This is a genomic window from Streptosporangium sp. NPDC005286, assembly GCF_040607515.1.
GTDB lineage: Bacteria > Actinomycetota > Actinomycetes > Streptosporangiales > Streptosporangiaceae > Streptosporangium.
Window position 1 is genome coordinate 59,825 of record NZ_JBEXGU010000018.1, and the last position, 22,654, is coordinate 82,478.

Consider the following 22,654-nt stretch of genomic DNA (forward strand, 5'->3'; position numbering starts at 1 on the left):
GACAATATAGCTTCCTTGGAAGCTATACTCCAGACATGAGCGAACCTCTGGATCACGTAGCCCGCATCCAGCAGGAATGGGCTCGCGAGCGGCCGGACCTGGACGTGAGCCCGCAGGGTGTGATCGGGCGCCTGCATCGCCTGGCCGGGCACCTCACCGAACAGCTCTGTGTCGTCTACCGGCGGTACGGGCTCGGGGAGGGAGAGTTCGACGTCCTCGCCACCCTGCGGCGCGGTGGCGCACCGTTCGAGCGCGCCCCCGGAGAGCTGGCCGCCTTCACCATGGTCACCACCGGCGCGATGACCAAACGCATCGACCGGCTCGAACGTGACGGGCTGGTCACCCGTCGCCCGAGCGAGAGCGACGGCCGCGGCCGGGTGGTCGCGCTCACCGCCGTGGGCAAGGAGCTGATCGACCGGGCGTTCACCGAGCACATACGCAACGAACGCCGCCTCCTCGACGAGCTGACCCCCGAAGAGGCCGCGCAGCTCGAATCACTCCTCGCCACCTGGCTGACCCGCTTCGAAACCCCGCTCCGGACGGATACCTGAGCCGCTCGCGGACGGACGAGAACAGGCCCCCGCCCGAAGAGCGAGGGCCCGGTCGTGGTCTGAGCCGGTCAGACGGGGCGGTGGACGTGACGGGTGGCGCCCGGCCCCGGCTCCGTACTCGTCAACACAGGTAGAGGCGGAGCAGGTCCTCCTCGGTCTCCCGGCGCACGATCGCCCTGGCGGCCCCATCGCGGACGGCGACCACCGGGGGCCGCGTCACATGGTTGTAGTTGCTCGCCATCGACCGCTGGTAGGCCCCCGAGGCGGGGATCGCCAGCAGATCGCCGGGCCGTACGTCGGCGGGCAACGGCAGGTCTCGGACGAGCACGTCGCCGCTCTCGCAGTGCTTGCCGACCACGGTGACCTTACGCAGCGGGGCATCCGAGGAGCGGGAGGCCAGGAGCGCGGTGTAGGCGGCGCCGTACATGGCGGGGCGCGGATTGTCGCTCATCCCGCCATCCACGCTGACATAGGTGTTGACGCCGGGGATCTCCTTGACTGTGCCCACCTCGTAGAGGGCGACGGCGGTGGGTCCGGCGATCGAGCGGCCCGGCTCGACGGCGAGCCGCACCCGGGCGGGTACGGCCTCACGCAACGCCGCGACCACCTCGGCCGGGCGTGGCGGGACCGGGTCGCCGGGCCGGTAGACGATGCCCAGGCCGCCGCCGAGGTCGAGCTTGGGGATCGTCACGCCGTGCTCAAGCTCGCAGGCCAGCAGGAAGTCGGCCATCCGGCGGGCGGCCAGGGTGAAGCCGCCCAGATCGGTGATCTGCGAGCCGATGTGCGAGTGCAGCCCGGTCAGCTCCAGTGAGGTGGCGGCCAGGACCCGGCGGACCGCCTCGGCCGCCAGTCCGGCACTGAGCGAGAACCCGAACTTCGAGTCGTCGCCCCCGGTGGCGATGAACTCGTGGGTGTGCGCCTCCACCCCGGGGGTGACCCGGATCATCACGCGCTGCCGTACCCCCGTCTCGTCCGCGAGGGCGGCCAGGCGCTCGATCTCGGTGAAGGAGTCCACGACCACGCAGCCGACGCCCCAGGTGACGGCGCGGCGCAGCTCGGCGACCGACTTGTTGTTGCCGTGGAAGACCACCCGCGCGGGGTCCATGCCCCCGGCCAGGGCCACGGCCAGCTCGCCTCCGGTGCACACGTCGAGGCAGAGTCCGGCCGCCTCCAGCCAGCGCACCGCCTCGGGGCAGAGGAAGGCCTTGCCGCCGTAGTGCACCTCCCCGTCGGGGAGCGCCTCCCGCCACTCCGCGCAGCGGCCCTGGAACTCCTCCTCGTCGAGGACGTAGGCGGGCGTACCGAACTCGGCGGCGAGCTCCCGCACGCCGATCCCGCCGATGCGGAGTTCCCCGCCGGTCCATGCCGCAGTGCGCGGCCAGCCGTTCTCCATCACCAAGGTCATGGTGTCGAAGGTAGAGACTGATGGCTTTTGTCCGGTCTTAGCAGCGAAGTTTTCGATGCCAAGGCTCGCAAGCATTCACGTGTGTTGGGGCCGTTACCTCCCATCGACACCATAAGCTCAACTATTCGCAAACTGGGAGATTTCGTGACAAAGCGCCTGTATTCGGTCATCGCTGTCGCGCTGGCGGTGTCGGCATTCGCCGGCGGCTGCGGGCGCTCGTCGTCGGGAACCGACGTCGGCGCGGGCGCCACCTCGGCGGCCGGCAAGACCGCCAAGGACCTGGTGCCCGAGGCCGTCCGCAAGAAGGGCGAGCTCCGGATGGCGACCTCGGAGGGCTACCCGCCGATGGAGATGTACAAGCCGGGCACCCAGCAGCTCACCGGCGTCGATCCGGACCTCGCCGAGGCGATCGCGGCCAAGCTCGGCCTGAAGGCCAAGGTGACCAACGCCGCCTTCGACGGCCTGATCCCGGGTCTGCAGGCAGGCCAGTGGGACGTGGTGATGTCCTCGATGAGCGACACCGAGGAGCGCCGCGCGGCCGTCGACTTCGTCGACTACTTCAACGCCGGCGGGGCCATCATGGTCAAGAAGGGCAACCCCGAGGGCATCAAGACCCTTGAGGACCTGTGCGGCCGTACCGTCGTGCTGGCCAAGGGCAGCTCGAACCTCGCGATCGGGCAACGGCAGGACGAGAAGTGCGCCAAGAAGATGCAGATCATGCAGAGTGAGGACGCGCCGACCGGCCTGCTGAGCATCGACTCCGGCCGCGCGGTCGCCACCATCGTCGACTCGCCCGTCGCGGCGATGTACGCCAAGGAGACCGGCAAGTACGACGTGCTGCCCGAGCAGTACGACGCCGGTCCCTGGGGCATCGCGATCGACCGGCGCAACACCGCGCTGCGCGACGCCGTGGCCAAGGCGATGCAGGAGCTGACCGCCGACGGCGGTTACCAGGCGGTCCTGGAGAAGTACGGCGTCGCGAGCAACGCCGTGCCCGAGGTGACGGTCAACACCAAGCCATGGAAGTGACCGGAACCGCCGCGGACACCGAGAATCCGCACCTGCCGATCGACGCGCTCCGCCCGCCGCGGCCCGGCCGGTGGATCACGGCAGCGGTCGCCGGATTCGTCCTGATCTGGCTGGCCTACACGATCATCGTCAACGAGAACCTGCACTGGGACGTCATCGCCGCGTACCTGATGGACGGCAGGGTCCTCGGCGGCCTGTGGGTCACGATCCAGCTCACCGTGCTGTCGATGGCGATCGGCCTGGCGCTGGGCATCCTCGCCGCGGTGATGCAGCTGTCCGGCAGCCCCGTGCTGCGGGGCGCCTCCGCGCTCTACACCTGGTTCTTCCGCGGCACCCCGCTGCTGGTCCAGCTCATCTTCTGGTTCAACATCGGGCTGGTCTTCCCCTCCTTCGGCATCGGCGTGCCGTTCGACGGCCCCAAGCTGATCGAGTGGCAGGCCAACGAGCTGATCACGCCCTTCACCGCGGCCCTGCTCGGTCTGGCGATCAACGAGGGCGCCTACATGGCCGAGATCGTCCGGGCGGGCATCCGCTCGGTGGACCCCGGCCAGCGCGAGGCGGCCGAGGCGCTCGGCATGTCGCACCGGCAGGTGCTTCGCCGGGTGGTGCTTCCCCAGGCGATGCGGGTGATCATCCCGCCCACCGGCAACCAGTTCATCTCGATGCTCAAGACCACCTCGATGGTCTCGGTCATCGCCGGGGCCGAGCTGCTGACCGTCTCCCAGCGCATCTACCTCGGCAACTTCGAGGTGATCGCGCTGCTCGTCGTGGCCTCCATCTGGTACATCGTGCTCACCACCATCGCCAGCGTCGGCCAGCACTTCATCGAGAAGCGGTTCGAGCGCGGCCACCACACGCTGCAGGTCAGGGTCCGCCGCAACCTGCGGCCGTTCAGCAGGGGGAACGTCTGATGGCCGAACCCATGGTGAGCATCCGCTCGGTGCGCAAGCGCTTCGGCTCCGTCGAGGTGCTCAACGGCATCAGCCTGGACGTGCCCGTAGGCGGCGTGGTCTGCGTCGTCGGCCCGTCCGGGTCCGGCAAGTCAACACTGCTGCGCTGCGTCAACCGGCTGGAGACCATCGACTCCGGCCGCATCCGGGTGGACGGCGACCTGATCGGCTACGCCGAACAGGGCGACCGGCTCCACCACCTGAGCCCCGCCCGGCTCTGCCGCCAGCGGCAGGACATCGGCATGGTGTTCCAGCGCTTCCACCTCTTCCCGCACCGCACGGCGCTGGAGAACATCATGGAGGGCCCGGTGGTCGTCAAGGGCGTCTCCAGGGGGGACGCCAGGAGGAGGGCGCTGGAACTGCTGGAACGGGTGGGCCTGGCGGACCGCGCGGACCACTACCCCGCCCAGCTCTCCGGCGGCCAGCAGCAGCGCGTGGCGATCGCCCGCAGTCTGGCCATGGACCCCAAGCTCATGCTCTTCGACGAGCCGACCAGCGCGCTCGACCCCGAGCTGGTCCAGGAGGTGCTCGCGGTCATGCGGGACCTGGCCGTCAGCGGGATGACGATGATGGTCGTGACCCACGAGATGAGCTTCGCCCGCGAGGTCGGCGACAGCCTGGTCTTCATCGACGGCGGAGTGATCGTCGAGCAGGGCCACCCCCGCGACGTGCTCGCCAACCCGCGCCACGAACGCTTCCGCACCTTCCTCGGACAGGTCCTGTGATCCCCCACTTCGATCTGCTGCTCCGAGGCGGCCTGGTGGTCGACGGTACGGCGGCGCCCGATGCCGCCCGCTCCGCCGACGTCGGTGTCCTCGCCGGTCGCCTCACGCTGCTGCCTCCGGGAGCCCCGGCCGGCTCCCGCCACACCGAGGATGTGACCGGCCTCGTCGTCGCCCCCGGCTTCATCGACGTGCACACCCACTCCGACGGCGTCACCCTGATCGACGGGGAAGTGGGCGGCGACATGGTCCAGGCCGCCGTCCTGCAGGGTGTCACCACGGAGATCTGCGGCAACTGCGGCTCCAGTCTCTTCCCCGCCCTGCCGGAACGGCTGGCCGCGATGCGCGCGGAGAGCCGGGTCTACTTCGGCGGCGATGTCGGGATGTACGAGGGCTTCGCCGAGTTCGCCGCCGCGCATGCGGCCGTGCCCCGCGCCAACCACCTCGCCTCCCTCGTCGGGCACGGCACGCTCCGCGCCGGAGTGATCGGCCCCGTCGATCGGGCCGCCACCCCCGGCGAGCTGGAGACCATGTGCGCGCTGCTCGACCGGGCGCTCTCGGCGGGCGCGGCCGGGCTCTCCAGCGGGCTCATCTACACCCCCGGCACCTACGCGAGTACCGACGAGGTCGTCGCGCTGGCCGCCGTCGCGGCCGGGCACGGCAAGCCGTACGTCACCCACCTGCGCGATGAGATGTCACGCGTGGAGGAGGCTCTGGAGGAGGCCGTCGAGATCGCGCGCAGGAGCGGTGCCCCGCTGCACGTCTCCCACCACAAGACGGCGGGCAAGTACGCCTGGGGACGCACCGAGCGCACCCTGCCCAGAATCGCCGGGCTGCGGGCCGAGGGCATGGACGTGACCTGCGACGTCTACCCCTACACCGCGGGAAGCACGGCGCTGGGCGCGATGCTCCCGCCCTGGGCCTCGGACGGTGGGGTGTCCGCGCTGATGGCGCGGCTGGCCGACCCCGGCCAGCGCGATCGGATGCGCCGAGCCATCGCCGAGGGCGTCCCCGGCTGGGAGAACACCGTCGGCAACGGCGGCTGGGACCGCATCTCGATCGCCTGCGCGCCACGCCACCCCGAGACGGAGGGGCACACGATCGCCGAGCTGGCCGCCACCCGCGGCCAGGACCCCCTCGACGTGGCCGCCGCCCTGCTCGTCGCCGAGCGGGGCGAGGTCACGATCATCAGCCACTCCATGATCGAGGACGATGTACGGCGGGTGCTGGCCGCGCCGTACTCGATGATCGGCTCCGACGGCGTGCCCAAGCCCGGCGGCCGTCCCCACCCGCGCTGGGCGGGGACGTTCCCCCGCGTACTCGGGCACTACACCCGGGAGCTGGGACTGCTCGACCTGGAGACGGCGGTGCACAAGATGACCGGCATGGCCGCGGCCAGGTTCGGGCTGACGGGGCGTGGCGTGATCAGTGACGGCGCCCATGCCGACCTAGTCGTCTTCGACCCCGGCTCGATCGCCGACGGCGCCACCTTCGCCGCGCCGCTGGTCCCGCCGACGGGAGTCCACTCGGTGATCGTCGCCGGTGAGAGCGTGGTCCGCGACGGTGCCCAGACCGGCGCCCGGCCGGGGACGGTGCTGGCCACGTGATCGACGGTGACGATGACCTCGGGAAGGACGACGGGTTCCGGGAGGATGAGGCGATGACAGAGTTCGGCCTGCCGGGTGAGAGCGGCGCCGCGGTGATCTCCAGGGTGGCCGTGTCGGTGCCGGGGCTGATCTCCGTCCACGAGGACACCGAGCTGCCCCTCGCCAGCGTCGGCAAGCTGCTGCTGCTCGCCGTGGTGGCACGGGGGATCATCGATGGGGAGCTCGATCCCGCCGAGATCGTGGAGCTGCGGGAGGATGACCGCTGCGGGGGTTCCGGTCTCCTCGGCGTCCTGTCCGGCCGGCGCTGGGCGATCGGGGACCTCGCCGTGCTCACCGCGTCGGTGAGCGACAACACCGCGACCAACGCGCTGCTGCGCCGGCTCGGCCTGGACCGGGTCGCCGAGGGCGCCGCCGCGCTCGGCTTCGCGCGGACGCGGATCCTCGACCGGATCCGCGAGCCGCGCCTGCCCTCGCACCCGCCGACCTTCGCCGTCGGTACGGCGGGCGAGCTCGCCCGGTTCGCGGCCGGGCTCGACGGCCGGCGGGAGTGGACCCGGCTCCTGCTGGGCTGGATGGCCTGCAACACCGACCGGAGCCTGGTTCCCGCCCTGCTGCCGAGCGAGCCGGAGGAGCGGGAGATCCCCGGATCCGTTCCCGCCGGGACGGTGTGGGTGGCGAACAAGACCGGCACCGACGTCGGCGTGCGGGCCGACGTGGGTGTGATGATCGGCGCCGGGCGCCGGATCGGCTACGCCGTGCTGGCCAGCGGTCCCGCCGGCGGCGAGCACGCCCTGGTGGGGCGTGCCCGCCAGGCCGGCCTGGCCATCGGCCGCCTGGCCGGCCTGCCTCCCGACCGCTGACCCGGGACACGCCGGCCGGCCACGCCGGCGTGTCCCCCGGCACCTCGGCAGGGCCTGCTCCACCCGCACGTCGTATCCGGCACCGTTGTGGCGAGAACGTCGTCGATGTCCCCGGCCTCGGCGAAGAAGCCCCCGCCCCGATCGGCGGGCCGGAGTACCGGCCCGCCGAGGAGTCAGCGCAGGGCGTTGCGGATCTGGGCCGAGGCGTCGCGCAGGTAGTCGATGAAGGAGCGCAGCGCCGGGTTGGGATTGGTCGGACGGGTGGCGGCGCCGATCCTGCGATAGAGGCGGGGCCCGTCCAACCTGCACACCTGGATGCCCGAGGCCCCCTGCGCGCCGAGGCTGGGCACCAGCGCCACCCCCAGCCCGGCCCTGACCAGTCCGAGCGTGACCTCGTAGTGGTCGCTACGGCAACGGATCATCGGGCTGAACCCCTCCAGCGCGCTGGCACGCTCCAGCACCGAGACCGGGGTGTCGGTGCCGTACGTGGTGATCCACGGCTCGCCGGCCAGGTCGGCGAGCCGTACCCGCTGCCGCTGCCCCGCCGGATGGCCCGGCGGCACGACCAGAAGCTGCGGCTCGTCGAACAGGTGGGTGACCTCGACCCCCTCCGGCGGCTTCCAGGGATCGAGCGCGTGCTCGAAGACGACCAGGACGTCCAGCGCGCCGCGCTCCAGGTCGGGCAGGAGCTCGTGCGGCTGGCCGAGCACCAGGTCGAGCTCCACGGCGGGGTGGCGGGCGGTGAAGGTCGACAGCGCCAGCGGCAGCAGCCGGTATCCCGCGGAGGCGAAGAAACCGATCCGCAGTTGCCCGGCGTCGGCCCTGGCCTGCGCCAGCAGATCCTTCTCCGCCGCCTCGATGATGTCGAGCACCTCCTGCGCCCGGGTCGCGAGCCGCCGCCCGGCCGCGGTCAGCCGCAGGCTCTGCGCGCCCCGCTCGACCAGGCCCACGCCGGCCTCCTCCTCCAGCTTGGAGAGCTGGTGGGACACCGCGGAGGGCGAGAGCCGCAGGATACGGGCGGCTCCCGCGATGCTCCCCGTCCTGAAGATCTCCAGAAGCACCCGCAGGCGTTGGCTGCTCAGCACCGTTCCAGTATCGGCACCGGCGAGGCGGCCGGACGGCCGGGGTCCTCGGATGGCTTGTCAGCCGTCCAGACGGACGGTGACGGTGACGCGGCCCGCTTCGTCACGTCTGGCGATCGCATGCCCGGTGCGATCGATCCCATCCAGCTGCAGCGATATCGGACCCCCCTCGGCCAAGAAGTTGCGCCACCACATCTTGGCGTCGGGGAACTGAACACCGATCGTGACAGTGTCGGCCGCGCGCCGGAAGGCGACGGGCGTGCTGAAGGTGCGTCCCGAGCGGCGTCCCGTATAGGTGACGACCGTGAGGCGTCCGCTGATCAGCCGGCCCCATCGAGGAGAGGAGCGCAACGTCAGGACACAGGTGTTGAAACGGTCGATCGCTCGCTTCGGAAGCGGCCCCCGATATCGCACAGAACCTCCATCACGACGGATATCTCTTGCCGGCCAGCGTAACCGGGCGGATCCTTGTGCTCTGTGCCGTACCGGCCCCGCTGGTGTTCCGTGCTGGATCAGGCGGCGCGGCCGGCCTTGAGTGAGGCCGCGGTGTCGACGACGCGGCGAGCCTGGTAACGGGCCGCCTGCAAGGCCACCTCACTGGGTGGGCCATCGCCGGCCACGTGGGAGGTGCCGTAGGGATTGCCCGACTGGAACTGGATGGGGTCGGTGTAGCCGGGGGGCACGATGATGCCACCCCAGTGGTAGAACGTGTTCCCCAGCGCCAGGAGGGTGGATTCCTGCCCGCCGTGGGCGGTGTTGGAGGCGGTGAAAGCCGAGTACACCTTGTCCGCGAGCTTGCCCTGATACCACAGGCCACCGGTGGTGTCGATGAACGCCCTGAGCTGGCCGGCCGGGTTGCCGAAGCGGGTGGGGGTACCGAACAGCACCGCGTCGGCCCAGGCCAGGTCGTCGAGGCCGGCCTCGGCGACATCGGCGGTGTCCTGGAGGTGTCGGGCCCAGTCCGGCCTGGCGCTGATCGCCTCCGGTGGGGCCAGTTCGGCGACCTTGCGCAGTCGCACGTGTGCGCCGGCCTTTTCCGCGCCCTCGGCGGCGGCTTGCGCCAAGGCGTGCACGATGCCTGTGGCACTGTAGTAAATGATCGCGACGTTCACGGGTTCCATGATCGGTTTCCTTCCTTCGCGTTCGGTTCATCGGTACGACGACACAACCCTCCGGAATGTGAGGCGATTCGCCGACCTCACAGTTCGGTGCGCTGTCTCGTCGAACTGGTGAGGGAAGATGCGACCAAGGAAAGCCGGGGACACCGTGACCACCCCATCCGAGCCAGGAGACGGCCGGCTCGATCCGGGCCTGAGCGCGATCATGAGCGAGCGGCGCCGGCTGACCAATCTCGCGTACCGGCTCCTCGGCTCCCTGGCCGATGCCGAGGATGTCGTCCAGGAGACCTACGCCCGCTGGTACGCCATGTCCCGGCAGCAGCAGGAAGGCATCGAATCCCCCGGCGCCTGGCTGACGAGGGTCGCCGGTCGCATCTGCCTCGACCTGCTCGGCTCGGCACGGGCCCGGCGGGAGAGCTACGTGGGCGAATGGATTCCGGAGCCGCTGCCCGAGCGTACGGAGTGGATCAGCGGGCGGTGCGGGGGCACCACGGCCGACCCGGCCGACCGGGTCACCCTCGACGAGTCGGTCAACATGGCCTTCCTCGTCGTGCTCGACTCGATGACCCCGGCCGAGCGGGTCGCGTTCATCCTGCACGACGTCTTCCGCTACTCCTTCGCCGAAGTGGCCGAGATCGTCGGCCGTACCCCGGCGGCCTGCCGCCAGCTGGCCTCCTCGGCCCGCCGTCGCATTCACGCGTCGCGGGCTCCCGCGGCTCCGGCGGCCCAGCGCGCCGGCATCGTCAGAGCCTTCAAGCAGGCATGGGCGGCCAAGGACATCGACGCCCTCATCGGTCTGCTCGACCCCGACGCCACGGCGACCGGCGACGGTGGCGGACTCGTCAGCGCCGTACTCCGCCCGATCGAAGGCGCCGAGCGGATCGCGCGCTTCTTCGCCGATCGGACCAGCGCGGTACCCAAGGCGACGATCCTGGAGTGTACGGTCAACGGTCAGCCCGGTCTGGTGGCCCAACTGGACGGCGTCACCGTGTCGGTGCTGGCGTTCGACGTCGCAGGCGACCGGATCAAGCGCATCTGGGCAGTACTCAACCCCGACAAGCTCCGGCCTTGGACGGCGGGCTGACACGCGCCTTCGCACCATCGGGTCCGCCCGCTGCCTCGAACGCGGCGGCGAGGTTGCCGGCTTCCACCTCTGCCTGGCCGCCGCGTTCGTCACCGTCCGCGCACTCATCCGCCGAGCAGGACCCCGCTACCGCCGGGACACCCGACCCACATCACGCCGACTCCGGTGACCAGCTACCGGCGGCCGCTCTTAAAACAGGCCCCACCAGCTGCGATCGCTTTCAGGACGACGGCCCGCACGATCGCAGTGCCGCGGCGAGGAGTGCTGATCGGCCGTCCTGACCGGGTTCCGATGACCCGGTCAGGACGGGCCGATCAGCGTTCCTTGTCGTCGCTGAGCAGGAAGCCGGGCCGGGAACGATCCCAGCCCGGCACGTTCAGCGCGTTGAGCGCCGAGACGATGCGTTTCTCCTCGTAGACGAAGTGCGTCTCCATCAGCGCGGCGAGGCTGTCCAGCTCGCTGCGCACCACGGCCGGATCCGTCTCCTGGTCCAGGCCGCCGACGAGCGCCTCCAGCCTCCTGAGGGAGTCCTCCACCAGCCGGTGGTCGCGACGCAGTTCGTCCAGCACCGGGCGCAGTTCGGGAAACCGCTCGGCGAGCTCGGGGAACGCGCCGTCGTCCTCACCGGTGTGGTGCCGGTTCAGGGCGGAACAGAAGGTCAGGCAGTGGGCCCGCAGTTCGCGGGGGCGCGCGCCGCCGTCGAGGTAGGCCTCGACGTTCTCGCGGAGTGCGTCGAGCTCCTCACGGAGCCAGAGATGTACTTCGATCAGTTGGTTGCCGAACGCCATCAGGCGTCCATCGGGTGTTTCCACGGTCGTCCAGTGTTCCGGCGCCTCCATACCCTCGGCGATCTCTTTGCCGGGTGCACCGCGACGCTGGCACAGAACCTCATCATCATCGCGACGATCGGTCAACCCGCACTCGCACCGGCCGGAGAAAGGGCGACCCGCCCCGTTTCGCTCCCACGGTGAGGGGATGCCGGTGCGATCCACGTACAAGATCGCGCTCATGATGGAGACAGATCTCCGGGTCCGGCGAAGCCAACGATCTCGTCGGCCCAGCGATCCAGCAGGATCGGGTCGTGACTGATCGCCAGCACTCCCGCCCCGGTACGCTCCCGGTAGGCGTTCACCACCCCGACCAGGTGTGCCTGCGTGGAGGCGTCCAGCATGGTGGTCATCTCGTCGCAGATCAGGTAGCGGGGTTCCAAGGTCAGTGCCCTGGCCACGCAGGCCCGCTGCAACTGCCCGTCGGAGACCTCGTGCGGCCATCGGGTGAGCAGGTCGCCGGTCAGACCTGTCTCCCTGGCCAGCTCGTTGACGCGCCCCTCGTCCGGCCGGCCGTTCGCGGTCAGCGGCTCGCCGATCACTTCGGCGAGTTTGAGACGCGGGTCCACTGAGAGCCTGGGCTGCTGGTAGATCAGGGCCACTCGGGTGCGCAGGTCGCGGGCCGCGCGCTGCCGCCAGCGCGTCACGATCGTGCCGTCCACGGTGAGCGTGCCCGACGCCGGACGCAGCATCAGCGCCATGACCCTGGCCAGCGTCGACTTCCCGCAGCCGCTCGGCCCGGCCAGGCCGGTCACCTTACCGGGCATGATCGTCAGGGACGTCTCGTCCAGTGCGGTGTGCCTGCCATACCTGACGGTGATTCCGGACGCTTCAAGCATGCCTGTCCCCCAGGGCGTGGTGGCAGGCCACGCCGCCGTCCATCGGTGGCGGCACGGCGCACCGCTCGGTTTCGTGGCCACAACGCGACCGGAACGCACACCCTTCGGGCAGCCGGGTCAGCTCGGGCGGCAGGCCGGGGATGGGGACGAACGCCCGATCCGGCTGGGCCGCCACCAGCCCCGCCGTGTACGGATGGCGGGGGCGCCCGAGTACCTCGGCCACCGGCCCCACCTCGACCAGGCGGCTGGCGTACATCACCGCGAGGTCGTCGGCGACCCGCTCGGCGGCGCGCAGGTCGTGCGTGATCAGGAGTACGGCACGTCCCTCGTCGCACAGCTCGCGCAGCGTCGCCATCGCCCGGTCCACCAGCGGCCGGTCCAGCCCGCTGGTCGGCTCGTCGGCCAGCACCAGCCACGGGTCGCCTGCCAGCGCGATCGCGTTCGCCACGCGCTGGGCCATGCCGCCCGACAGCTCGTGCGGGTAGCGGTCCAGCTCCTGCGGGCGCAGGCCGTACCGCGCCGCCAGGTCATCGGCCGTGGCGTGCGAGCCGAGCTCGCGCATGGCCTCCTGGAGTTGCGCCCGTGCCGTGCGCACCGGCGTGAGGTGGGTGGCCGGGCTCTGCGGGATGAGCCCGATCGCCCGCCCGCGCACCCGCCTGGCCAGTACGGCCTGCGAGGCGCCGAGGAGTTCCATCGACTCCTCGCCGTGCTCCAGCCATGCCTGGCCGGAGACGGTCGCGTTGTCCGGCAGCAGGCCCAGCAGCGCGTGCGCGAGCACCGACTTGCCGCACCCGGACTCACCCACCAGGGCCAGGCAGCTACCCGGCCGTACCTCGAAGGTCGCCTCGCTGACCGCCTGCACCAGCGCGCCGGGGATGCGGAAGCTGACGCTCAGCCCCTGAACCCATAGCCGTCCGCGGCCGGTCACAGTTCCAGTCACAGTTCCAGCTCCGATCTCCAGCGAGGGTTGCGGCGGTCACGCCAGTGCTGGGCCAGCACCGATACCGCCAGCGTGGGTACCAGGATGAACAGGCCGGGCATCAGGCTCGACCACCAGCCGCCGGTGAGCAACGAGCGCTGCCCATCGTTGATCATGTTGCCGAGTGAGGCCAGGTGCGGCGGGAGTCCCAGGCCGAGGAAGCTCAGCGCGGTCTCGTGCCAGATCGCGTGGGGCATCATCAGCACCGTCGCCAGCATCAGGTGGGGGAAAAGGTGCGGTAGTAGATGGCGGCGGACCACCCGCATCCTGGTCGAGCCTCCGGAGATCGCCGCCTCCACGAACGGGCGCGAGCGCAGCGAGAGCACCTCGGAGCGTACGATCCGCGCCGCCGTGGTCCAGTGCGTCACACCTACGGAGACCACCACGGCGGCGGCGCTCGGCGCGAACAGCGCGACGATGAAGATGCCGAACAGCAGGTGCGGCAGGGCGTTGAAGCCGTCCACCACCCGCATGAGAAGGCGGTCGGGCAGTCCTCCCAGACTGCCGGCCGCCAGGCCCACGAGTCCGCCGATCACCATGCTGACCAGCGCGGCCACCAGGCCCACCAGGAAGGAGACGCGCAGGCCGTAGATCGACCGGATCAGCACGTCCCGCCCGACCTCGTCGGTGCCGAGGGGGTGTGCGAAAGAGGGGGGCTGCCCGGCCGCGCGCAGGTCCACCAGGCTCTGGTCGAGTTGCACGACAGGCGGCACCAGGAGTACGGCGAGCGCCAGCAGCACCAGGGTGCCGGCCGCGAACTTGAACTTCACCGGCATTCAGCCCACCCCCAAGGTGCGCACCCGCGGATCGGCCACGGTGTAGGCGATGTCGGCCAGCAGGTTGCCGACCAGCACCGCCGCCGTGCCCAGCAGCGTGAGCGCCGCCAGCAGCGGGAAATCCACGGCCAGCGCCGCCTGTACCGAGGCCGCGGCGACGCCGGGCCAGGAGAAGATCGTCTCGACCAGGATCGCGCCGGTGACCAGTTCCGGCATCCGAGCACCGAGCAGGGTGAGAAAGGGCAGCAGCGCCGACCTCAGCGCATGCCGCACGATCACGGTTCGCTCGCGCAGGCCGCGGGCGCGCGCGCCGATCACGAAGTCCTCCCGCAGCACCCCGACGACCGACTCCCGCACGTAGAGCACCAGCCACGACGACTGGGAGATCGCCAGCACCGCGACCGGCAGGACCATGTGCGCGGCCACATCAGCGGGGCTGATCGTGGTCGACGCCGCGTCGGTCAGGCCCCCCGCCGGCAGCCAGCCCAACTGGACCGCGAAGACCCAGATGGCCAGCAGCCCCAGCCAGAACACCGGGGCGGCCTCGTTGGCGAACGCGCCGCCGGTGATCGCCCGGTCCACCCAGGAGCCGCGCCGCCAGGCGGCGAGGGTACCCACCACCAGGCTGCCGACGAACATCAGCACCAGCGCCGAGCCGGTGGCCAGCAGGGTCCAGCCCAGCCGCTCGCCGATGATCTCGCCGACCGGCCGATGCAAGGAGCGCGACTCGCCCAGCTCGCCGCTGACCAGGTTGCCGAACCAGGTGGCGTACTGCTCGAGGACCGGCCGGTCCAGGCCCCAGTTCTGCCTGATCGACTCGACCACCTCAGGAGAGGTGACCAGCGCGCGTTCGCCGAGATACTGCCTGACCGGGTCGAAGGGGGAGGCCTGGGCCAGCGCGAACATGCCGATCGTAACGGTCACCAGCAGTGGCACCGCGAAGGCCACCCGCCAGGCGATCATCTTGAGTACCGCTCTCACGCGACCGGCTTCCAGGTGTGGATGCCGGCGAACAGGCCTCCGGTGGCGTGCTCGTGACCGTCCACGCCCGGCACGATCCCTTCGTACCTGCCGCGGATCACGTACACGTGCTTGAGGAAGACCAGGTACGAGTAGACCTCGTCGTCCCTGATGACCTTCTGGAAGTCGGCGTAGATCCGCTCGCGCTCCGCCTGCTCGCCCGAGGCCCTGCCCTGCTCCAGCAGCCTGTCGGCCTCGGGGTTGTCGTAGCGGCCCGGGTTGAAGAAGCCCTGGCCCTTGAAGTCGGAGTGAAACAGCTCGTAGTTGACGTAGTCGGGGTCATACGGGCTGCCGAACCCCATGACCGCCGCGTCCCTGTCCAGTCGCGCTTCGATCGCGTCCCAGTCCAGGCCGATCGGCTCGACCCGCAGACCGATCCTCTTGGCGTCGGAGGCGGCGGCCAGCGCGAGTTCCTTGCGCAGCGAGTCGCCCGCCGGATACATCAGGGTGAACTCGGCACTCCTGCCGTCCTTCTCCCTGATACCGTCCTTCCCCATGATCCAGCCCGCCTCGTCAAGCAGCTTGCCGGCGGCTTCGGGATCGGTGTCACCGGTCACTTCGGGGTTGTGCCATCCGGTGTCGGGCGAGATCGGCCCGTAGGCGGGAACACCCGCGCCGGCCAGGATCGTGTCGACCATCGCCTGCCGGTCGAGGGCCAGGCTGAACGCCTTGCGTACGGCCCGGTCGCCGGTCACCGGCTGGGTCATCGGGAACATGATCGCGCGATAGTCCGCGCTCGGTACGTCATACACGGTCACGTCCTGCCGGCCGCGTAAGCCGACGGCGGCCTTCGGCGGCAGCACGGTGGCGTCGAACTCGCCTGCCCGAACCCGGGTCGCGCGCACATTGTCGTCGGGGGCGAAGGCGAGCACCAACCTGGAGATCGCCGGAGCGCCGCCCCAGTACTCCTTGTTCGCCTCCAGCACGATCTTGTCTCCGGGCGTCCAGGAGACGAACCGGTAGGGGCCGCTGCCGACCGGCTTGGTCTTCTCCATCGTGCCCATGGGCACGATGCCGAGCGTGCTGCGCTGCACGAACGGCGCATAGGGATACCGAAGACCGAACACCACGGTCCGCGCGTCGGGAGCCGCCACATCCTTGATCGCCGAATAGTCGCTCCTGATCGTGGAGTTGTTGGCGGGATCGAGCAGCGCCTCGTAGGTGTACTCCACGTCCTTGCTGGTCAGCGGCTTGCCGTCGTGGAACTTCAGCCCTTCCTTCAGGGTGAAGGTGACGGTCGTCCCGTCCTCGGAGACGGTGGGCGGCTCAGCGGCGAGCGCGGGCTTGATCGTCAGGTCGGGTGCCCGGCTCATCAACCCGTCGAAGATCAACGATCCCCCGTCGGGAGAGAACCCGAGCACCGGGCTCAAATTGTCGAATTCCGAGCTCAGGCCGATGACGAACGTGTCATCCGGCGGGTCGGCCGGCCCCTGCGGGGCGGAACAGGCCGCACCGGCCAGAGCGAGGACGACGCACAGCGTGGCGGACTTCTGGAGAAGTTTTGTCACAAGAGAAGTTCTATCAGTTGCATATTACTTGCAATAACTTGGGATGAACCCCCCGGAGATCACGTTGCATCTGTCCCCGCTACGCGCCGTGGCGGCGAGGATGGCGGAGATCGGCCCCGGTGATCCGCGCCGACGAGAGCCTCACCGTCGCGACCTGGCCGCGACGGGACGGCAGGGACGGCGCCTATACGATCAACGAACGGAAGGACACCCACCAGGCACCCGACCACCTTGACATCAAGTGTCTCCAAGAAAGGATGGGCACAGGATTGAAGATCGCAGTCGATGACCTCTCCGGTCCGGAGATCGCCGGATTCCTTGACGAGCACGTCCAGGAGATGCGGTCCATCACTCCGCTGGAGAGCAAGCACGCCCTCGACCTGGAGAGCCTGCGCAGGCCCGAGATCACGTTCTGGTCGGTCATGGACGGTGACAGCCTGGTCGGCTGCGGCGCGATCAAGAGGCTGGACGCGGACCACGCGGAGGTCAAGTCGATGCGCACCAGGCCGACGCGCAAGCGGAGCGGAATCGCGTCCCTCCTCCTGGAGCACATCGTCACCGAGGCCAAGCGCATGGGATTCACCAGGCTGAGCCTCGAGACCGGGGCGGCCGAGTTCTTCCTGCCGGCCCGGAAGCTGTACGAGAAGTTCGGGTTCGAGTACTGCGACCCGTTCGCGGACTACAAACCCGACCCGAACAGCGCGTTCATGACGAGAGTGCTCTGAGGACCTGTACAGCCGACCCCAGGACCGGCGGACAGAAATCATCGGCTCCCGGTGCCGGGGATTGACGTTGGGCTCCCTTGGCAGGCGCCGACCGTCAACCACCTCAACGCCGCCGTCGCCGCCGTGAGGACGTTCAGCCTTCTCGGGTGGTGAACAGCTCCTGGATCGCGCGCGGGCCTCGGGCGCGATACGCGCCGACGTCACGGCATCGGACCTGTACGCCCTGATCAACGCGGTGGCCTGGGCCGGAGAGCAGACCTCCGCCGCCCAGGGCGAGCGTCTGCTCGCCTTCGCTCTGGACGGACTGCGCCCACCGAGCAGTAGCCGCGGCTGAGGCCGATCGGGGGGCTTGGCGCAGCGTCATGGAATGAATGAGGGTGATCGCGCCGGCCGGCGCCGTTCTGTGAATCCGGGCACCGGCCAGGGGTGCCCCTGAACCGCCGTGAACGAACGCGACCGGGCCCCGCTCTCGGAGAGCGGGGCCCGGTCGCGTTCCGAAAGAACCGGTCAGGCGATGCCGGTGGGACGGTGGATGTAGCGGCCCACCGGGTCGCCGACGATCTTTCCGCCGTCCAGCACCCGGTGGCCTCGGACGAAGGTGTCGGTGACCTGGGCGGTCAGCTCGAAGCCCTCGAACGGGGTGTACTCCTGGGTCGACTCCGACTCGGCGGCCCGGACGGTCCAGGTCTTGTCCGGGTCGACGAGGCACAGGTCGGCGTCCAGGCCGACCGCGATGGCGCCCTTGGTGCGCAGGCCGTAGCGGACGGCCGGGTTCCGCGCGGTGAGCGCCGCGATGCGGCCGTAGGACAGGCCACGCCGACGGCCCTCGGTGATCATCCCTGGGAGCAGGTACTCCGCCCCGCCGAAGCCGGACTTGGCCACGAAGATGTCGTCGCGCGGCTCGCCGAACTTCGTCTCGTCCCGGCAGCAGGCGTGGTCGCTGACCACCCAGTCGACCGTGCCGTCCAGCACGTACTCCCACAGGGCCTCGACGTCCTCGCGGGGCCGCAGCGGCGGGTTGACCTTGCCGCCGAGGCCGTGCGCGGTGGTGATGTCGGCCAGCAGGTGGCCGACGGTCACCTCGCGCCGGAAGTTGATGTGCGGGAACGCGCCGGCCATCCGGACCGCGGCGTCCACCGCCTTCCTGGACGACAGGTGCAGCAGGTTGATGGTGGGCAGGCCGGTCTCGTGGGCCAGGTAGGAGGCGATGGAGACCGCCAGGCCCTCGGAGTGCGGCGGCCGGGAGGCGTGGTAGGCGGCCAGGCCGCTCAGGTCTCCGGCGTCCTCCACCATCTTGGTGTACGCGCTCATGATCTCGGCGGTCTCGCAGTGCAGCGACAGCGAGATCTCGTCGGCGAGGTCGGGGAAGCGCTCCCTGGCCGCCTGCACGCCGCGCATCACGAACTCGAAGTGCGCGTAGTCGTAGCGCTCCCCTGGCGGGATCATCAGGAAGGAGTTCTGGTCGGCGGAGCGGCCGTGCAGGCCGTGGCTGCCGTAGAACATGAAGACCTTGAACGAGGTGACGCCGAAGCGCTCGATCAGGTCGGGGATCTCCCCGATGTGGCCACGCGACATCGGCGCGAGGTGGAAGCCGTAGTCGACGTAGGCGCGGTCGGCGGCGGCGTCGAGCACCTCGGGGAAGAAGTCGGCGTACTCGCCGCCCTTGTTGAGGTAGTACTGGCCGGTCCGCATGTAGGTCAGCGCGGTGGTGACGCCACCCTGGGCGCTGGCCCTGCTCTCCGAGACGGTGTCCTCGCCCAGCGGGTTGTAGATGCCCCAGTGCTGGTGGGCGTCCACCACGCCGGGGAAGGCGAGCTTGCCGGCGCCGTCGACGACCTCGCGGGCCGCCGAGGCGTCCAGACCGGGCTCCACCCTGGCGATCCGCCCGTCCTTGATGGCGATGTCCGCCTCGACGGGCTCGTCGCGGTCGTGCGAGACCACGCGGACGTTCTTCACCAGCAGGTCATACTCAGTCACGGCCGTCTCCTGTCGCGTGCTGCGGCTCCGCCACCAGGCGGAGCAGGTCTCCGATGTCGTCCAGTTCGTCGAGCCGTGCCACCCGGTCGGTCACGGCGTCCATGGCGGCGGCCGACAGCCGCCCCTCGGTGTTGTCGCGGAACTTCGCCGCCAGCTCGCCCGCCGAGAGCGGCCGCTGGGGGCCGCCCCTGTTGGTGAGCACCTCCTGGCTCCACTCGCGGCCGTCGGCGTCGCGGGCGCGCAGCACCGCGGGGAACTGGTGGGGGAAGATCTCGGTGGCACGCTCGTCCGCCACCACCTCGACCTTGGCCATGAGGTCCCTGCGGAGCGGGTCGCGGGCCAGTTCGTCGGTGAAGTCCGCCAGCCCCACGCCGAGGCCGCCGCCGCCCAGCAGCCCGGCCGCGACCGCGTACGGACCGCTGAACTGCGCCTGGTAGCCGGTCTCGGGAGCGCGCTTGCCCTCGATCGGCTCGCCGATCGTCCGGATGACGGGCGCGGGGACGCCCAGCGTCAGGCTCTCCACCCGCGAGGGGTCGAGCCCCTGCTCACGCAGCCCGATCGCGGCGTCCACGGCGGTGTGCACGAAGTGGTTGGCGGGGTAGGGCTTGAAGAAGATCCCGGGGACCGCCCAGTCGGTGCCGAGACCGGAGGTGATCTCCGAGGCCTCGTACCGCCCGTGCAGGAACGCCTGGAAGAAGCCGAACCTGCCCTCAAGCACGGTCGGCGGCCCGGTGAAGCCGCGCCTGACCAGCTCGGCCGAGGTCACCGCCGACTGCGCCGCCCACCCGCAGTGCAGCCGCTTGACGGTGCCGCCGGTGCGGTTGGCCTCGATGATGCCCGAGGCGGTGGAGGCGGCGACGCCGAGCGCGTCGAGCACGCCCTCGCGCGGCAGGCCGAGCAGCACGGCCGCGGCGACGGCGCCCCCCAGGGCACCGCAGATGGACGTGGCGTGCTGGCCGTGCTCGAAGAACGTCGAGTTGCCGGCCTCACGGTCGTAGCCCGCCATGCCGATCCGTACGCACACCTCCAGGCCGACCGCGATGGCGTGGATCGTCTCGCGGCCGGACGCCCCGGCCAGCTCGGCGGCGGCCAGCGCGGCCGGGACCACCGAGGCGCTGGGGTGCAGCACCGAGGGCAGGTGGGTGTCGTCGTAGTCGAGGGAGTGGGCGAGCACCCCGTTGGCGAGGGCGGCCAGCGGTGCGGGCACCGCGGAGCCGCCGCTCACGATGTGGGCCTGGGGGCGCCCGCCCTGGTCGCGGACGTACTCCACGATGGCGGCGCTGGTCGGCAGCCGGTGCGCGGCCACGCACAGCCCGATCACGTCGAGCACTCGCTTGCGGACGCTGTCGACGACGTCGGCGGGCAGCGTCGAGTAGGAGGTGTCGGCGGCGAAGTCGGCCAGCTGGCGGCCGAGCGTCGGCTCAGCCACGGCGATCCGCCTCCCCGGCGGCCTCGGCGCTCCGGCCGACGATCGCCAGCGGCCGTACCGGCGAGCCGGTGGCGCCGAAGAGCGCCAGCGGCGACAGCACGAAGGTGAACTCGTGCACGCCGTGCAGGGCCGGCTCCTCCAGGTTCATCGTCTCGATGATGTAGACGCCGGACTCCACCAGCAGCACCCGGTGCGCGGGCAGCACGCTGTGCCCCTGCCCCGGAGCCAGGCACTCGAAGGCGATGGTGTCGGCCCCGGCGGCACGCACCCCGCGCTCGGCCAGCCAGTACGCCCCCGCCTCCCCCACCCCTGGGACGCCGGACTCGGAGCCGATGTAGACCGTGCGGTCGGGGTCGGAGAAACGGCTGCCCCACCCGCTGCGGATCAGCACGACGTCACCGGCCTCGACCTCGGTGCCCTGCTCCCGTACGGCCCTGTCGAGGTCGGCCGGGGTGATCTCGTAGCCCGGCTCGCAGCAGGCCACTCCGAGCGCGGCGGGCAGGTCGAGCAGCACGCCTCTGCACACCATCGGCGCGACCGTGTGGATGCCGTGCTCGGGGTAGCGGCCCCCGACACAGGCCGCCGCCGCGTCCGCCCCGCCGTGCAGCCTGCCGTCGTGGGACACATGGGCCAGCGCGTCGATGTGCGTGCCCACGTGGGTGCCCATGACGAGCATGTCGTTGGCCGCCGACCCACCGTCGGGACGCACCTTGTCGCCGTGGCGGCGCGGGAGCGTGTGGGTGTACGCGGGGTGGTTGGGCGACTGTGGCATGCCCGCGTAGAACGGGCGGCCCAGGTCGTACACGGTCACGCCGCCGCGTACCGCCTCCAACAGGGGGTCGCGTACCGTCTCTCCCGGCGAGGTGGCCAGGGTGGTGGATGTGCTCACGTCGTCTCGTCTCTCCCGATGTCCGTCTGTCCCCCCGATCGACGCGTCACCGCGCCGTCGCGGATCAGGCGATGATCTTTCGTTCTCGTAGGTCGCCCAGGGTCGCGGGGTCACAGCCCAGCTCCTCGACGAGCACACGGTCCGTGTCGGCTCCCAGGTCACGGCCGGTGAACCGGATCCGGCCCGGTGTCCGCGACATCCGCCACATCACGTTGTGCATCAGCACGGAGCCGAGGTCGGCGTCGTCGACGGGGGTGAGCATCCCGGTCTCGCGGACGTGGGGATCCTCCACGAGGTCCCGGGCGTCGTAGACCGGGGCGACCGCGGCGCCCGCCGCGGTGAACTCCGCGACGACCTCCTCCCGGGTGCGCTCGGCGACCCAGTCGCCGAGCAGCCGGTCCAGCAGTTCCACGTGCTGGACCCGGCCCGCGCCGGTGGCGAACCAGGGCTCGTCGATCACCTCGGGGTGCCCGACCAGGCGCATCACCCGCTCGGCGATCGTCTGGGCACTGGTCGAGACCGCCACCCAGTGGCCGTCGGAGGTGAGATAGGTGTTGCGCGGCGCGTTGTTGGTGGAACGGTTGCCGTGCCGGTGCGCGATGGTCCCGAGCTGCTGGTAGACGGTCGGCGAGGGGCCGACGGCCGTCAAGATGGGCTCCAGCAGGCTCATGTCGACGACCTGACCGCGCTTTTCCGGGTCACGCTCGCGGTCCCACAGCGCCATCATCGTCGCCGACGAGGCCGCGATGCCGCAGATGCTGTCGGCCAACCCGAAGGCGGGCAGCGTGGGCGGTCCCTCGGCCTCGCCGGTCAGGTGGGCGAAGCCGCTCATCGCCTCGGCGAGCGTGCCGAACCCGGCCCGCCCCGCGTACGGCCCCGTCTGCCCGAAGCCGGTGATCCTGACGATGACCAGCCCGGGGTTGACCTCGTGCAGCCTGTCGGGGCCCAGTCCCCAGCGCTCCAGGGTGCCCGGCCGGAAGTTCTCGATGAGCACGTCGGTGCGTTCCATCAGCCGCAGGAAGAGCGAGGCCCCCTCGGGCGCGGACAGGCTGAGCCCGATCGTCTGCTTGTTTCGGGAGATCTCCTTCCACCACAGCGAGACACCGTCCTTGGACTCGCCGTGGCCGCGCATGCCGTCGCCCGCCGTCGGATGCTCGATCTTCACCACCTCGGCACCGAAGTCGCCGAGGATCTGGGCGCACAGCGGCCCGGCCAGGATCGTCGAGGCGTCGACGACCCGCAGGCCCTCCAGTGGTCCGTCGCGCATGCTTACTCCC

Annotated in this window: 23 protein-coding genes and 1 pseudogene; 10 read left to right on the top strand and 14 right to left on the bottom strand. The window is 70.6% G+C overall.

Annotation, left to right across the window (positions count from 1 at the left end):
• Nucleotides 1-35 precede the first annotated feature (35 nt).
• Nucleotides 36-551 carry a MarR family transcriptional regulator gene (locus ABZU75_RS09850; RefSeq protein WP_355551400.1) on the top strand — a complete coding sequence of 172 codons (516 nt, stop codon included), beginning with the start codon at nt 36-38 and terminating at the stop codon, nt 549-551.
• 121 nt (nt 552-672) lie between these two features.
• On the opposite strand, the gene lysA is transcribed toward ABZU75_RS09850, so the two are convergent.
• Nucleotides 673-1,956: a diaminopimelate decarboxylase gene (lysA, locus tag ABZU75_RS09855; RefSeq protein ID WP_355551402.1), complete on the bottom strand. Its 1,284-nt coding sequence runs from the start codon at nt 1,954-1,956 to the stop codon at nt 673-675.
• A 144-nt stretch (nt 1,957-2,100) separates the two neighbouring features.
• On the opposite strand from lysA, the gene ABZU75_RS09860 reads away from it, so the two are divergent.
• The 5 genes from ABZU75_RS09860 to ABZU75_RS09880 are packed head-to-tail and all read left to right on the top strand — an operon-like array spanning nt 2,101 to nt 7,124.
• A complete protein-coding gene (locus ABZU75_RS09860; RefSeq protein ID WP_355551404.1) occupies nt 2,101-2,985 on the top strand; it encodes an ABC transporter substrate-binding protein in 885 nt (294 codons plus the stop codon).
• A complete protein-coding gene (locus ABZU75_RS09865) occupies nt 2,976-3,896 on the top strand; it encodes an amino acid ABC transporter permease (RefSeq protein ID WP_355551406.1) in 921 nt (306 codons plus the stop codon). The genes ABZU75_RS09860 and ABZU75_RS09865 overlap by 10 nt, the downstream gene beginning before the upstream one ends.
• Nucleotides 3,896-4,660: an amino acid ABC transporter ATP-binding protein gene (locus ABZU75_RS09870; protein WP_355551409.1), complete on the top strand. Its 765-nt coding sequence runs from the start codon at nt 3,896-3,898 to the stop codon at nt 4,658-4,660. Before ABZU75_RS09865 ends, ABZU75_RS09870 begins: the two co-directional genes overlap by 1 nt.
• Nucleotides 4,657-6,264 carry a D-aminoacylase gene (locus ABZU75_RS09875; RefSeq protein WP_355551411.1) on the top strand — a complete coding sequence of 536 codons (1,608 nt, stop codon included), beginning with the start codon at nt 4,657-4,659 and terminating at the stop codon, nt 6,262-6,264. The genes ABZU75_RS09870 and ABZU75_RS09875 overlap by 4 nt, the downstream gene beginning before the upstream one ends.
• A gap of 53 nt (nt 6,265-6,317) precedes the next feature.
• Nucleotides 6,318-7,124, top strand: a complete 807-nt coding sequence (locus tag ABZU75_RS09880; RefSeq protein WP_355551413.1) for a serine hydrolase — start codon at nt 6,318-6,320, stop codon at nt 7,122-7,124.
• A gap of 173 nt (nt 7,125-7,297) precedes the next feature.
• Here the strand turns inward: ABZU75_RS09880 and ABZU75_RS09885 are convergent, their stop codons facing one another.
• The 3 genes from ABZU75_RS09885 to wrbA all read right to left on the bottom strand — a co-directional run bounded on the left by ABZU75_RS09885 (nt 7,298) and on the right by wrbA (nt 9,327).
• Nucleotides 7,298-8,209 carry a LysR family transcriptional regulator gene (locus tag ABZU75_RS09885; RefSeq protein ID WP_355551415.1) on the bottom strand — a complete coding sequence of 304 codons (912 nt, stop codon included), beginning with the start codon at nt 8,207-8,209 and terminating at the stop codon, nt 7,298-7,300.
• A 57-nt stretch (nt 8,210-8,266) separates the two neighbouring features.
• Nucleotides 8,267-8,620, bottom strand: a complete 354-nt coding sequence (locus tag ABZU75_RS09890) for a hypothetical protein (RefSeq protein ID WP_355551418.1) — start codon at nt 8,618-8,620, stop codon at nt 8,267-8,269.
• Nucleotides 8,621-8,718: 98 nt separating this feature from the next.
• The gene (wrbA, locus tag ABZU75_RS09895) at nt 8,719-9,327 is read right to left on the bottom strand and encodes an NAD(P)H:quinone oxidoreductase (protein ID WP_355551420.1); all 609 of its coding nucleotides are present in this window, start codon (nt 9,325-9,327) and stop codon (nt 8,719-8,721) included.
• A 145-nt stretch (nt 9,328-9,472) separates the two neighbouring features.
• Between wrbA and sigJ the strand changes: the two genes are divergently transcribed.
• Complete coding sequence (gene sigJ / locus ABZU75_RS09900) at nt 9,473-10,408, top strand: RNA polymerase sigma factor SigJ (protein ID WP_355551422.1); 936 nt, start codon at nt 9,473-9,475, stop codon at nt 10,406-10,408.
• Nucleotides 10,409-10,436: 28 nt separating this feature from the next.
• Nucleotides 10,437-10,577 (top strand): annotated as a pseudogene (locus ABZU75_RS09905) (IS5/IS1182 family transposase); the annotation flags it as partial.
• Between the two features lie 145 nt (nt 10,578-10,722).
• Here ABZU75_RS09905 and ABZU75_RS09910 read toward each other — a convergent pair.
• The 6 genes from ABZU75_RS09910 to ABZU75_RS09935 all read right to left on the bottom strand — a co-directional run bounded on the left by ABZU75_RS09910 (nt 10,723) and on the right by ABZU75_RS09935 (nt 16,357).
• The gene (locus ABZU75_RS09910; RefSeq protein ID WP_355551424.1) at nt 10,723-11,220 is read right to left on the bottom strand and encodes a hemerythrin domain-containing protein; all 498 of its coding nucleotides are present in this window, start codon (nt 11,218-11,220) and stop codon (nt 10,723-10,725) included.
• A 194-nt stretch (nt 11,221-11,414) separates the two neighbouring features.
• Nucleotides 11,415-12,074, bottom strand: a complete 660-nt coding sequence (locus tag ABZU75_RS09915; RefSeq protein ID WP_355551426.1) for an ATP-binding cassette domain-containing protein — start codon at nt 12,072-12,074, stop codon at nt 11,415-11,417.
• A complete protein-coding gene (locus ABZU75_RS09920; RefSeq protein ID WP_355551429.1) occupies nt 12,067-13,014 on the bottom strand; it encodes an ABC transporter ATP-binding protein in 948 nt (315 codons plus the stop codon). Before ABZU75_RS09920 ends, ABZU75_RS09915 begins: the two co-directional genes overlap by 8 nt.
• Nucleotides 13,011-13,829 (bottom strand): ABC transporter permease, encoded by an 819-nt coding sequence (locus ABZU75_RS09925; RefSeq protein WP_355551431.1) that lies wholly within the window; start codon nt 13,827-13,829, stop codon nt 13,011-13,013. The genes ABZU75_RS09920 and ABZU75_RS09925 overlap by 4 nt, the downstream gene beginning before the upstream one ends.
• On the bottom strand, nt 13,830-14,810 hold the full coding sequence (locus ABZU75_RS09930; RefSeq protein ID WP_355551434.1) for an ABC transporter permease: 981 nt from the start codon (nt 14,808-14,810) through the stop codon (nt 13,830-13,832). It abuts the gene before it with no gap.
• Nucleotides 14,807-16,357 (bottom strand): ABC transporter substrate-binding protein, encoded by a 1,551-nt coding sequence (locus ABZU75_RS09935; protein ID WP_355551436.1) that lies wholly within the window; start codon nt 16,355-16,357, stop codon nt 14,807-14,809. The genes ABZU75_RS09930 and ABZU75_RS09935 overlap by 4 nt, the downstream gene beginning before the upstream one ends.
• 119 nt (nt 16,358-16,476) lie before the next feature.
• Here ABZU75_RS09935 and ABZU75_RS09940 point away from each other — a divergent pair, with 119 nt between their 5' ends.
• A complete protein-coding gene (locus tag ABZU75_RS09940) occupies nt 16,477-17,082 on the top strand; it encodes a GNAT family N-acetyltransferase (RefSeq protein WP_355551438.1) in 606 nt (201 codons plus the stop codon).
• A gap of 160 nt (nt 17,083-17,242) precedes the next feature.
• Nucleotides 17,243-17,416, top strand: a complete 174-nt coding sequence (locus tag ABZU75_RS09945) for a hypothetical protein (protein WP_355551462.1) — start codon at nt 17,243-17,245, stop codon at nt 17,414-17,416.
• 173 nt (nt 17,417-17,589) lie between these two features.
• Here ABZU75_RS09945 and ABZU75_RS09950 read toward each other — a convergent pair whose 3' ends face one another.
• The 4 genes from ABZU75_RS09950 to ABZU75_RS09965 all read right to left on the bottom strand — a co-directional run bounded on the left by ABZU75_RS09950 (nt 17,590) and on the right by ABZU75_RS09965 (nt 22,644).
• Nucleotides 17,590-19,059 (bottom strand): dihydroorotase family protein, encoded by a 1,470-nt coding sequence (locus ABZU75_RS09950; RefSeq protein ID WP_355551440.1) that lies wholly within the window; start codon nt 19,057-19,059, stop codon nt 17,590-17,592.
• Nucleotides 19,052-20,488 (bottom strand): MmgE/PrpD family protein, encoded by a 1,437-nt coding sequence (locus ABZU75_RS09955; RefSeq protein WP_355551442.1) that lies wholly within the window; start codon nt 20,486-20,488, stop codon nt 19,052-19,054. The genes ABZU75_RS09950 and ABZU75_RS09955 overlap by 8 nt, the downstream gene beginning before the upstream one ends.
• On the bottom strand, nt 20,481-21,377 hold the full coding sequence (locus ABZU75_RS09960; RefSeq protein WP_355551444.1) for a cyclase family protein: 897 nt from the start codon (nt 21,375-21,377) through the stop codon (nt 20,481-20,483). The genes ABZU75_RS09955 and ABZU75_RS09960 overlap by 8 nt, the downstream gene beginning before the upstream one ends.
• Nucleotides 21,378-21,441: 64 nt before the next feature.
• The gene (locus ABZU75_RS09965; protein WP_355551446.1) at nt 21,442-22,644 is read right to left on the bottom strand and encodes a CoA transferase; all 1,203 of its coding nucleotides are present in this window, start codon (nt 22,642-22,644) and stop codon (nt 21,442-21,444) included.
• Between the last annotated feature and the right edge of the window lie 10 nt (nt 22,645-22,654).